The organism is Paenibacillus anaericanus (assembly GCF_003994475.1).
GTDB lineage: Bacteria > Bacillota > Bacilli > Paenibacillales > Paenibacillaceae > Fontibacillus > Fontibacillus anaericanus.
The window spans coordinates 1-12,818 of sequence record NZ_RZNY01000059.1; the positions used below are offsets into that span (position 1 = coordinate 1).

Genomic DNA, 12,818 nt, shown 5'->3' on the forward strand with positions numbered 1-12,818 from the left:
ATTATGCTTTTTATATAATATGGACTTTTTCAGTGGCCTCGTAATTAAAGGCCATTTTTTTATATTCCTTTTAGAAAGGATAATGTATTTTATCTATGGAAATTGAAAAATTAATTCCAGTAAAATCGAGAGAAGATTTAAGGACTTGGCTGCAGAACAAATGTAAGACTGAAAAGTCTTGCTGGGTCTTGGTTAGTATGAAGCCCACCCCTGACATGTTGTTATATTTGGACGCGGTCGAGGAAGCTTTGTGCTTTGGTTGGATCGATGGAGTCAAAAAGAAAATTTCTGATACGGAGTTGGCTCAGAGACTATCTCCTAGAAGCATAAGAAGTTCATGGACTGAATTAAATAAAGAACGTGTCCGCCGCCTCGAAAAGTTGGGGTTCATGAGAGACGAAGGAAGAATGGTCCTTCCTGATATGGATCACGATGCTTTCAGAATAGATAGAGTTATAGAGCAAAGGCTAAAAGAGGAAAAGCATGTATATGAAAATTTCATGGCATTTCCAGATCTTTATACAAGAGTTCGGATCGACACGATACAATGCAATAAGAATCAGCCAGAATTGTTTAAGAGCAGATTAGACAAATTCATAACAAACACGAGAGAAAATAAAATGTACGGTCAATGGAACGATAATGGACGTCTCCTAGATTATTAATATCTCCTGGTCGTGTGATCAGTCCCACGATTGCATTTCAATTTGAGTCTGTAACAATACCCACTATGAGTCATTTTCAACTTTCCCATTCTCTCCGAAAAAAGTGAAAGACCCCTCACGGGGTCTTCTGATGTTTTAGCGCTTGTTATCTATTTGGTTGTCGCTCTTCAAAGAGGTGGTACTAGTAACTCCTACCCCATCGTCTGCTCTTTACGATATTCTCCGGGATTGATCCCTTCCAGTTTCTTGAACACCCGGCTGAAATATTTCTCGTCATGGTAACCGACCATCTCCGACACCTGCGCAATCCGAAGATGGGGATTATGTAGTAGGAGCTTAGCTTTATCGATCCGTATCCGACTTAGATAGTCGAGCAAAGTGACTCCGTATTCTTGCTTGAACTTACGCGCAATATATTCCCGGCTTAAGAAGAAGCGCGCCGCGATATCCTGAAGTGATATCTCCTCTTGGTAATGGGATTCGATGTACTTCGCAATGTCAAGAATAAAGAACTGATCTTTGGAATGTTGCTGGATGAGATGCTTGGAGACTACTCCCAAACGGTGTTCGATCTCGACTCTAAGATCATCCCAAGCGAGCAGTCCCTCTTCTGTTAAGGGCAAACGTATGGACAACTCTGCATAGGGTTCTTCGTTCTCCTCGAGAATTCCCTCCGCCTCATGATCACCTTCAATCCAACGTATCTGCATCCAATCCCATTCTTTATTCCATTGAATGAGCTGCTCCGGTGTAACTGATCCAGTCTGTTTTACGCCATCTAACCACTGTTTGGTGAAGTCTTCGATCTTCTCACGGCTACCGCTAAGAGCAGTGAGGCGAAGTTGCTCTTCTATTGCAGTAAGGTGGATAGGGGGGATCGATGGACTTCCCTCTTCAAGGAAAAGATGCTGTTGCTTGGAATCTAGCAGATTGCGGTTCCATAAAGCTTTAGAAGCTTCGAAATAGGCTCGCGGCAAGTCATCCGGAAATGCCCGTTTCATGGAGATACCGAAATGAACATGACGATGCAGCGTCATGTAGATCCCCTTATTGATTTCCTCTAGCATGGAACTGAACGAACCTCGCTCATCCCAGAATAGGATGACGATTTGTCCTGGGCTGTTCAGATGGCGGAAGGAGATTCCCTTCATCTTCAATATTTCATTGCATATATTGCACAGCGTAAAGAAAATCAGTTGAACTTGACTGCTGAACTTGGCGAGCAGCTTGCGGTCGAACTGCGAAACGGAGAGCACGGCAACAGAGCAGGAAGAAAGGGATAAAGGAAACTTGAATTCTTCGCGCAGTTGATTGAGAAGTTCTCTGCGGCCATGTCCCGAAATGAAATTGGTCAACAGTTTATCCGCATAGTGCGGTTTCATTTCGTTTACTTCGATGCTCTTCTGCGTGAACCGTTGCCGACCGTCCTCCTCTTTGCGCCAGCACGCTGATGCTTTGTCCAAGGCTTCGTTTAAGGCATCGGCCTTAACGGGTTTCAAGATGTAGTCCATCCCGCCATTGCGAACCGCATGCCGAACCAATTCAAAGTCGTCATATCCACTAATGACAATGACTTTAATGTCCGGCGTATAAGTATGTAACCATGTTAACAGCTCCGCTCCGTCTTTGCGGGGCATTCGCATATCGGTAAGGACAATCTGCGGTGCTTGTTCCTGAATGAGGGCTACCGCATCTTCGCCGTCCGATGCTTGCAATATTTCGGTAATGCCGTACCTTGTCCAATCTGCAAGCAGATTAATGGCATTGCGTACATGCTTTTCATCGTCCACGATTAATACTTTCATGCTGGATCACTCCATTCCCAAGTGTATTCTATGGTGATTTTCACGCCGTGTGGTTCTACGTTCTCAATGATGAGGCTGGCCGTGTCCATGGAGTTTAGCTGCAGTCGCATAAGCACATTATACATGCCGATTGAGGCGTGCTTCTGAATACCAGTTTCTTCATTCTCCTCTTTCAGCGTAGCCAACTCTTCCTGCAATTGCCGGAGCTCATGCTCCGGAATGGAAGTCCCATTATTCTCGATCTCGATAACGAGCCGTTTCGAAGAAGTAACTCGGCTGCGTATCGACAGTTGCCCCTTACCGAGCTTCGGGTTCAGTCCATGCTTGAAATAGTTCTCGATTAGCGGCTGCAACGTCATTTTCGGCAGCGTCGCGGACAAGCTATTCGGATCCAGATCCCATGTGAAATCAAACTGCTCGTCGAATCGTTCTTTTTGCAAATCCAGGTAGAGCTTGAGATGGTCTATCTCCTCCTGCAGGGTTACCATCGTTTCGTCACTACGCATTTTGTAACGCATCATATCCGAGAGAGAAGTGAGAAGGCTGTAGACGCGAACTCCGTCATGCTGGAGCGCCACCGTACCGATCGATTGCAGGGTGTTATATAGGAAGTGCGGATCGATCTGCGCTTGCAAAGCCCGAAGCTGATTGTTCTTGTTTGCTAATTCCAGCTTGTATTTACGCAGGATCAGATTGTTGATCGTATCCATCATTTGGCGGAATCTCCGCGACAGAAAGCCAATCTCATCCTGGCTGTTGACCTCGATATCGATATCCAAGTTCCCTGTCTGAATTTGGTTCATGTAGCTTGCGAGCTGCTTAATGGGTTTCGTAATTCGGAAGGAAATGAATAGTGTGCCTAAAATAACCGCAAGAAGCGCAAGTGCGGCAATGATAGCGTTAATCGTGATCAACTCAGTCGATTTGCGGTAGAGAACGCTATGGGGAATCTGCTTAACTAATGTCCAGTCTGCAAAGGGAACATCAAGCTTCTCATACACTTGTATCGCGTTGTCACCATCCGCGTATCCCGTATGATCATTCGTTGCTCGGATAGTGATATCGCCGCTCGCGAGCGGTTTGCCGATCTCTTCGGGGATCCCGCTATAGATGACGATTCCGTCTTCATTCAACAGGTACAGTTGTTCATCATCAGCCTCGTAGAGCTGGTTACAGATCGCCACGATACTGTCCAGATTCACGTCGATAGCCATAATCGCTAGCTGAGTTGAGGATGGAATGCGTACAATCGGACGATAGAAAGTAAACACCTGTCTGTCCGTATAATCGTTCGGGGATGGTGGGAACCCATAGCTATGAGCCGGATGCGGCGGCTCGATGCTTGTTGTCGATGTGTCGTATTTGAGCGTGCTTTCATAAGGGGCATCACGATATCCCCGACTTGGAATGCTGTTCGTAATAAGCGTAGACTGATTCGTCTGACGGGAATGCAAGTACACCTGCTGGATGTCCGGGAGCGACCCTTGCAGATTCTGCAGCGTCGTATAGATCTCGGCAATGGCTTGGTAGTCGTCCGTGCTCTTTGATAAATTATTAAGGAAATGCGGGTCCGAGTAGACAATGATAGAGGCGCGGCTAATGTTGTTCAGATAATTGACGAGATTGGTTTTCCCTTGAAAAATAAGCCGGGTATTCTCGTTTATGGACTGCTCCTTAACGGATTCGCGGGTATGGATTAGCGTAATGACCAAGGAAAGGACTAATGGAATAATCGTAATGATTAGCATAAATTTGATCAGTCTTTGGCGTATAGATATCAATATCGTGCTCCTACTGGTTCAAAATCGTCCGTTTTTTGTTGATACGCTTACAAGTATATTTATTATAAGCAAAAAAACAAAATGGGCAAGGGGGGAAAACAGGATGAATCGCAAAAAAACTTCACGACTTACGAACCAGATTGTGTTCGTGGGTCCAGCTATCCTATTCTTCATCCTGATTATCGCAATCCCATTCGTATTGGGATTATATTATTCCTTTACGAATTGGGACGGGGTATCGGGTAAGGCGGCGGGAGTCGGATTCGATAATTATAAGCAAATTTTTATGGAAGATAGCTCGTTTCGCGACTCGTTCTGGTTTACGGCCAGGTTTACTGTTCTTGGCGTCGTGATTACGAACGTAGCGGGCTTCTTCTTGGCGTATTTTCTAACGAAACCGCTCAAGACCCGAAACTTATTACGAACTATTTTCTTCATGCCGAACGTAATTGGTGGATTGTTGCTCGGTTTTATCTGGCAGTTTATTTTCGTCAAAGGCTTCTCCGCACTCGGCAGTTCAACGGGGATATCTTTCTTTAATCTCCCTTGGCTAGGAACGGAGAATACGGCCTTTTGGGCGATTGTCATCGTCTTCGTCTGGCAGACGGCCGGTTATCTGATGGTGATCTATATCTCGTCCCTCAATAATGTGCCCAAAGATATTCTAGAGGCTGCTGAAATTGACGGTGCTAGCCGAATGCAGGTGTTGCGCTCGATCATTATTCCGCTTATCATGCCAGCCGCCACAGTCTGTCTGTTCCTAGCTATCTCCTGGTCGTTCAAGATGTTTGATCTGAACTTGTCCCTCACCAAGGGCGGACCTTTCGGCTCTACCGAATCGGTTGCGATGAACATCTATAATGAAGCCTTCTCGAAGAACAGATATGGTCTGGGAACGGCGAAAGCGATCATTTTCTTCGTAATCGTGGCTATCGTTACGAGCCTTCAAGTGAAGTTTACGAAGAGCAAGGAGGTTGAAGCCTAGTGGACATCAAGAAACAATATCGCGTTGGAACGATCGTGACGGAAATCATCATGATCTTGCTGGGAATCCTTTTTCTGGTCCCTTTCTACTTTCTGTTCGTGAATTCGGTGAAAACCTTTGGGGATCTACTCACAAGCGCAGCCTCTCTACCGAAAACCATTGAATGGGGCAACTACGCCCGCGCTTTCGATATCACTAATTTTCCCACCGCGCTTGGGAATTCCCTTCTCATTACGGTCGGTAGCAATGTGTTGTTAGTTATCATTTGCGCAATGGCCGCGTATTACATGGTGCGGAATAACAGCCGATTCAACCGTTTACTGTACGTTATATTCGTAGCCGCGATGGTCGTCCCGTTTCAATCGATCATGATTCCACTTGTGAAGGTGACGAGTAAGTTGGGGCTTATGGACAGTATCCCAGGATTGATTATCTGTTATCTGGGATTCGGTGTACCGATGTCCGTCTTCTTGTTTCATGGATTCGTTAAGTCTATTCCGCTTGAGATTGAGGAAGCGGCAACGGTCGATGGCTCGAATGTTTATGGCGTATTCTATCGCGTGGTATTCCCACTCTTGAAACCAATGCTCGTAACGGTCTTCATCCTTAACACGCTTTGGATTTGGAACGATTATTTGTTGCCGTCGCTCATTCTGCAGTCGGATCATCTTAGTACGATTCCGATTGCTACATTTGCTTTCTTCGGGCAATATACAAAGCAGTGGGATCTAGCTCTACCGGCCCTTGTCATGGGAGTTCTACCGATCATTATCTTCTTCTTATTTATGCAAAGATACATCATTGAAGGCATTACTGCAGGCGCTGTAAAGGGTTGAGATGAGATCACATTCGTCTACCTGTTTGATCAATATCCTGCCTACAATAGCGGATTTAGACTAACTACAATAGATGTGTAAGCGATTTCAGATAATTACAAAAAAACAGATCAATAGGGAGGCTCTACTATGAAAAGGTATACCAAGTTTACACTAGTGATGATGCTCGCATTCTCACTTATTTTATCCGCTTGCGGATCGAAAGAAGCTGAGAACAACAAAGGTAACAATGCAGAGACTGGCAGTACAGGGGAAACGAAGACGATCAAGATCTTCCAATTTAAAGTCGAGATTGCTGAAGCGCTGAACAGACTTAAAGCAGAGTACGAGAGCACGCATCCAGGCATCAAGCTAGATATTAAGACAGTAGGCGGCGGCTCGGATTACGGCGCGGCGTTAAAAGCGAAATTCGCTTCCGGCGAAGAACCGGATATCTTCAATAACGGCGGTTACAGAGATCTGGAGACATGGTTTGATAGACTCGAAGATTTGTCCGATCAGCCATGGGTCGCTGATGCCGTTGACGTAGCGAAAGAGCCAATGACGAAAGACGGTAAAATATACGGTCAACCAATGAACCTCGAAGGTTATGGATTTGTGTATAACAAAGATCTATTCACTAAAGCTGGGATTACGGAAACTCCAACAACACTGTCCCAACTGGAAGAAGCAGCGAAGAAGTTGGAAGCAATCGGCGTAACCCCATTTGCGAATGGATATCAAGAACTGTGGATCCTTGGAAACCACACCGTAAACGTTGCGTTCGCGCACCAGAATGACCCGGACGCCTTCGTTAAAGGGCTGAATGAGGGTACGGAGAAAATTCCAGGCAACGCAAGCTTCTTAGAGTGGACTAAGCTGGTTGATTTGACGTTGAAATACGGGAACAAGAATCCGCTGACGACTGACTATAATACCGAAATGACGATGTTCGCTAATGGTGAAGCTGCGATGACGCAACAAGGGAACTGGACACAAGTCCAAATCGATGGCATTAACCCGGATTTGAATATTGGCCTCTTGCCAATGCCAATTAATGAAGATGCGGAAGCTAATGATAAATTGTACGTTGGCGTTCCGAATAACTGGGTAGTGAATAAGAACTCTGCTGTAAAAGCAGAAGCGAAAGAATTCTTGAACTGGCTTGTCTCTTCGGATGCCGGCAAGAAGTATATTGCAAAGGAATTTAAATTCATTCCTGCCTTTAAGAACATCGAAGCGACGAGTGAGGACTTAGGTGATCTAGGTGCTGAAGTTGTGAAATACAGTCAAGCGGGTAAAGCGCTAAGTTGGAACTTCAACAAGTTCCCTGATGGTGGTATGAATGAATTCGGAAGCCAAATCCAAGCCTATGTTGCGGGCAAATCCGATCCGAACGAGTTGCTTGAACAATTACAAAAAGCATGGGATAGCTTAAAAACGAAGTAAAGAGTCATACTCAACATAGAAAACATGAAAGAGGTTGTCTCTGAGGGACTCGGTAGACGCCTTTTTCATAATGATACGGAGGTAACAGAAATGGAAGGAAGCGTAGCGATACGCCCGGATAAATTCGGGCTATCAGATGAACAAGCATTACGTAAACACATAGGGTTCTTTAAGACGGTAGAGAATATTGGAGTTGGCAATACTTACATTTGCTATGGAGACAAGGGGAATGCAGCAATTGTATTTCTAACTGACGATGTGTTCCGGATTAAAATATACCAGGGAGCTGACGTGGATCTCTCCACGACAGTTGGAGTATTACCTCAAGTAAGCGAGGTAGAAGTTAAGACTTTGGAGAACGAGAGTCAATTCATCTTCGCTACGACAACGATTCGGCTGATTGTAGACAAGAGCAACTGCAGCTTATCGATCGAGGATCATGAAGGCCATTTGATCGCGCGGCAGAATCCGGTAGGCTGGAATGCGCGCGGAGAGCATAGTGCTGATTATGATATGCCAGCGGAATCCCACTTCTACGGCTTTGGCGAGAAGACCGGTTTTTTGGACAAACGAGGAGAGCGCTATACGAACTGGAATACGGATGTCTATGCTCCGCATGTACCTGAGATTGAAGCTATCTATCAATCGATTCCACTATTAATTCATATGTTTGAAGAGCGGAGCTACGGATTATTCCTCGATAACCCTGGTCGGTCGGATTTCGATATGCGTTCAGCGGAAACGACCTTCTCGATTTCCTGTGCTACAGGAGCATATGATATTTACTTTATTAATGGTCCTGGGTTAAAGGATGTTGTTTCTAGGTATACGGCGTTGACCGGACGGATTGACCTTCCTCCGAAATGGGCAATCGGGTATCACCAATCTCGTTATAGCTATATGAATCAGCAAGAGGTTCTTGAGCTAGCCCGGACATTCCGTACGAAACAAATCCCATGCGATGTCATCTATTTGGATATTCATTATATGGACGAGTATCGCGTATTTACCTTCGATCCGGTTCGGTTCCCTGATCCTGAGGGGATGATGGAGGAGTTAAAGTCACTTGGCATTCGAATTATCCCTATTGTCGATCCGGGTGTGAAGAAGGACCCGAAATATACAGTATATCAAGAGGGTGTTCGGGAGAATCACTTCATTAAGAAATTGGAAGGAGATATCTTCCTTGGAGAAGTATGGCCGGGCATAAGTGCTTTCCCGGATTTCACGGAGGATCGCACATCGGAATGGTGGGGGGAGCAGCATCGTTATTATACAGAGCTTGGTATTCAAGGTATATGGAACGATATGAACGAGCCGGCTTTGTTCAACGAGAGCAAGACGATGGATCTCGACGCGATGCACGGGAATAATGGCAAGCCACAGACCCATGAAGAGCTGCACAACCTGTATGGAATGTTGATGTCAAAGGCAACTTATGAAGGACTTAGCCGTCAATTAGACGGGCAACGGCCATTTGTTCTTACGCGTGCCGGCTATGCTGGGATTCAGCGTTATGCTGCAGTGTGGACAGGCGATAACCGCAGCTTCTGGGAGCATATGGCGCTCGCGATGCCGATGGTTCTCAATATGGGATTGTCCGGTATTCCGTTCGCCGGTCCGGATATCGGCGGTTTCGGACACAATGCCACGGGAGAATTGTTAGCTCGTTGGACGCAGATGGGCGCATTCTTCCCCTATTGCCGAAACCATTCCGCTATCGGAACCATTCGTCAGGAGCCATGGTCGTTCGGTGAAAAGACCGAGGAAATTGTACGCAACTACATCGGGCTACGCTATCGCTTTATGCCACACTTGTATCAATTGTTTCGCGGTGCGGCGACTGATGGCTTGCCGATTGTTCGTCCTCTGCTGCTGGAATACCCGTCTGATCCGAACGTGACTAACTTGTGCGATCAGTTTCTGCTCGGGGAAAATATCTTGATCGCGCCTGTCTATCGTCCGGATACTGATCACCGCTCCGTCTATTTACCTGCCGGAACATGGATAGACTACTGGACTGGTGAGGCACTTGTTGGAGGCCGACCTATTCTAGCGCATGCACCGCTGGAAATTATGCCGATGTACATTCGGGCAGGGGCGATCATTGCCGAGGGGCCGCTTAAACAAAGCGCAGATGACGCATCGGATGAGTCGATAACGTTCCACATTTATGGAGCTTCTGCATCAACAGGTTTCGAATCCGCTTATACATTATATGAAGATGATGGCGTCAGTTTCGACTATCGTCAGGGGGGGTACTCCGAGCTATCTTTGAATGTGGTTGGAGGTGCGGGAACTGTCGAGATTCAATGGAGATATAATGAAGCAAGAGGATTTAAACCTGAGCGCAAGCTGCTTCAGTTCTCATTCCGTCGCCCTGACTTTACAGTCGGTCGTGTAGAGGGGTTGCAACGCCTTACGGCAGAACAGCTAGTTGCCGGAGCGGAAGGGTGGACGCATAACCCGTCTACTGACGAGCTTCTGATTCAAGTGTCCGATCAAGCTGTGGGTGATAAGCTTGTAGTCTCGACCGCGTAACTAGACTAATCGTTTTGTTATAACATTGCAATCCGTTTCTTATACACCAAATCAGCCCCCCCATTAAGGCACTCAGATGAGTGCCTTTTAAATTTCGCCCTATTTATGGTACGGAGAGCCGTATCACAAGTAGGGCGAAATCTGAGTGTGATTATTGTGTGATCGACTTATAAGGTGAGCCGTACCAGTGCTTAGATGAAACAAATTAGTGATATTGGATAAAGCTAAAGCCGCCTCTCTGTTAGGAGAAGCGGCTTAGCCGAATCATCAGTCTTCCAAAAGTCTAGAAGATTGTTGTCCCTTTTGTCGTTCCGGCAGCAGAAGTCCAATCAGCAATCCCACACAAGCTGGAATAAGCCAGCCCAATCCGAAACTATACAAAGGTAAGTACTGAGTAAACCAGTCATGGAGTAGCTCAATATTTAGCGGCGTATCTTTAAGACCGTCGACCAGACTGACGAGAAAAGTCAGCAATAAGCTAACCCCGTATACGGGGCGCTTACCTTTGAACAAATCATGAAAGAATGTGAGTAAGATGATCACGATAGCTAGTGGGTACAGTATCGTCAGAACAGGCACGGAAAAGTGGATTAATTGCTCTAGACCGATATTGGCAAGTAGGGCGCTGATAGCACTCAAGACGACGCAGAAACTTTTATACGAGATGCCTGGAATGATCTTTTGAAAATAGCTGCTACAAGCGGTGGTCAGGCCGATGCTTGTCGTCAGGCAGGCAAGCAGCACAATGATTCCGAGTACAAATCCTCCGAACGTGCCGAAGTATTGGCTAGTCACTAGGTTCAGCACCTCGCCACCATTGGCCAGAATACCGAAGGTGGATACGCTACTTGCTCCGATATAAGTCAGGGATGTGTAAATAACGGCGAGCATTGCCGCTGCAATCAAGGATGCTTGGAAGCAGACTTTCAGAATGCTTTTACGTTCGTAGACCCCTTTCTCACGAATAGCGTTTATGACGATAATGCCGAATACCAATGCCGCGAGCGCATCCATCGTCAAATACCCCTCTTGAAATCCTTTAAAGAAGGCTTGGGAGGCATAACCGGATTCTGGTTTTTGAGGCTCACCCAGGGGTGCCACAAAGGAAGTTATGGCCAACAATGAGATGCAGGCGATCAAAATAGGCGTTAGTATCTTTCCTATGATATTAACCGTTTTTGCGGGGTTAATGGAAAGGAGCAAGGTCACCCCAAAAAATAATACAGTGAAGACCGCCATTGCTAGCGGACCATGCTCCGCTTCGATATATGGCTTAACAGCGATTTCGTACGAAACGCTACCGGTTCTCGGCATGGCAAACAACGGTCCGATCGTTAAGTAAAGCAAAGTTGTGAAGCCGAAGGCAAACCAAGGATGCACGCGATTAATCAATGCGAGCAAATTTTTCGAGCCGGAAAACCCGAGCGCCAACGTTCCAAGCAGGGGCAGGCCGACGCCCGTGATCAGGAAGCCCAAATTGGCTTGCCAATACTGATCACCTGCGTTCTGACCCATCATCGCGGGGAATACGAGATTTCCTGCTCCGAAGAACAAGGCAAAAAGCATGAATCCGATTGTCAAAGTGTTACTAAAAGGAATGCGTTGCATAAGATGTCTCTCCTGTATCTAAAATTCATTTTATTATTTACACATAAAAAAGATAGATAATGTGAATAAGATCTCTTCATGGAAGTAGCTTAATGTTGATATTTGATTAGTATTAATCTAATAATTCGACAATATTCGACAACTCTATTATAGGGTAAAAGGAGGAAGAATCCAATGACAGAGACTGGTATCTGTTAGGGTCCCCCGATGAGAGGAATGCCGCTATGGAGTTTTGCAGAGATGCAAATGCTAGAAAGTTTCGCCGTAGGAATGTTACGGGGAACCTTATCACAAGTAATGGTGAAATTCAGACGATGCACGTAAAAACCGCCCCATATGGCGGTTAAAGTTAGCACGTTAGAAGAAATGGCGCTGATTGGGAGAGTGGTTTTACGCACAGGGCCCCTGGAATAGACGTTGGAGCAGCGAAGAGGGCTTGGAAGAGGGCTTGTGCTCATCCTGCATTCGCACAAGCAGGCAGCCCGCCCCTGGCGTACAATGAACTAAAACCAGTGAGGCGAGGTGAACTTCAATGGCACAATCCAAAGAGGTGTTCGCACGGGCCAAGCAGCTGCAAGGTCGACCGGTATGCATTACTCTGCACAGCGGAAAGACCTACGTCGGCTACATTACCGATGTCAACAGTAGCGTCTTGACGCTGGCTAGCGCCGGAGCTCAGCCGAGCACCTCATCCGGGAAGCAAAACTCCCGGCGGTCTATGCAGGACAGAGCCGGCTCCCGTGCCTCGGGCAGCCGATCCGGCAGTCGTCGAAGCGGCTCGCGCAAGCCATCCATCCGTTCCCGATCGCGCAAGTCTTCGGTCCGTCCCCGCTCCCATAAGCCGGACGCCCAGGTATCGGCCTTGCTACCGATGATAGGTTCGCTGTTCGGGGGATTAGGTGGGCTTGGCGGGCTTGGCGGCGCTGCAACAGGATCGCTCGGAGGTGCGTTGGGCGGCGGCATACGGCTGTTCGGCATGATTCAACGGTTTCTCCCGGTCATGAAGATGGGGTACGGCATGATCAAGTCAATCCGCCCGTTTGTCGGCGCCGTTCAAGGCTTAATGACGCCAGCTGCCACGACAGGCGAATCACCGTAACCGCAAGAGGAACAGCCCTTTTGGAAGGTTGAACTGTGACCTTATTTGTAGACAGTTCTGAAAAAGAGCC

The 12,818-nt window shown here is 46.8% G+C and carries 9 protein-coding genes; 6 read left to right on the forward strand and 3 right to left on the reverse strand.

Translation table 11 applies throughout. The features are described from left to right. Window positions 1-95 precede the first annotated feature (95 nt). The gene (locus EJP82_RS27165; RefSeq protein ID WP_127195209.1) at window positions 96-665 is read left to right on the forward strand and encodes a YdeI/OmpD-associated family protein; all 570 of its coding nucleotides are present in this window, start codon (window positions 96-98) and stop codon (window positions 663-665) included. Between the two features lie 191 nt (window positions 666-856). Here the strand turns inward: EJP82_RS27165 and EJP82_RS27170 are convergent, their stop codons facing one another. Continuing rightward, window positions 857-2,470 carry a response regulator transcription factor gene (locus tag EJP82_RS27170; RefSeq protein ID WP_127195210.1) on the reverse strand — a complete coding sequence of 538 codons (1,614 nt, stop codon included), beginning with the start codon at window positions 2,468-2,470 and terminating at the stop codon, window positions 857-859. Beyond that, entirely contained in the window at window positions 2,467-4,218 is a 1,752-nt protein-coding gene (locus tag EJP82_RS27175) for a cache domain-containing sensor histidine kinase (RefSeq protein ID WP_127195217.1), read from the reverse strand. The genes EJP82_RS27170 and EJP82_RS27175 overlap by 4 nt, the downstream gene beginning before the upstream one ends. A gap of 136 nt (window positions 4,219-4,354) precedes the next feature. Here EJP82_RS27175 and EJP82_RS27180 point away from each other — a divergent pair, with 136 nt between their 5' ends. From EJP82_RS27180 to EJP82_RS27195, 4 genes are all read left to right on the forward strand, one after another. Then, entirely contained in the window at window positions 4,355-5,236 is an 882-nt protein-coding gene (locus EJP82_RS27180) for a carbohydrate ABC transporter permease (protein ID WP_127195211.1), read from the forward strand. Between the two features lie 50 nt (window positions 5,237-5,286). Continuing rightward, a complete protein-coding gene (locus EJP82_RS27185) occupies window positions 5,287-6,072 on the forward strand; it encodes a carbohydrate ABC transporter permease (RefSeq protein ID WP_425464375.1) in 786 nt (261 codons plus the stop codon). Window positions 6,073-6,201: 129 nt separating this feature from the next. Further along, a complete protein-coding gene (locus EJP82_RS27190; protein ID WP_127195213.1) occupies window positions 6,202-7,500 on the forward strand; it encodes an ABC transporter substrate-binding protein in 1,299 nt (432 codons plus the stop codon). Between the two features lie 90 nt (window positions 7,501-7,590). Beyond that, the gene (locus EJP82_RS27195; protein ID WP_127195214.1) at window positions 7,591-10,041 is read left to right on the forward strand and encodes a glycoside hydrolase family 31 protein; all 2,451 of its coding nucleotides are present in this window, start codon (window positions 7,591-7,593) and stop codon (window positions 10,039-10,041) included. A gap of 267 nt (window positions 10,042-10,308) precedes the next feature. On the opposite strand, the gene brnQ is transcribed toward EJP82_RS27195, so the two are convergent. Then, entirely contained in the window at window positions 10,309-11,649 is a 1,341-nt protein-coding gene (gene brnQ, locus EJP82_RS27200) for a branched-chain amino acid transport system II carrier protein (RefSeq protein WP_127195215.1), read from the reverse strand. 532 nt (window positions 11,650-12,181) lie between these two features. Here brnQ and EJP82_RS27205 point away from each other — a divergent pair. Further along, window positions 12,182-12,748, forward strand: coding sequence for a hypothetical protein (locus EJP82_RS27205; protein WP_127195216.1), 567 nt, complete (start codon window positions 12,182-12,184; stop codon window positions 12,746-12,748). Window positions 12,749-12,818 lie beyond the last annotated feature (70 nt).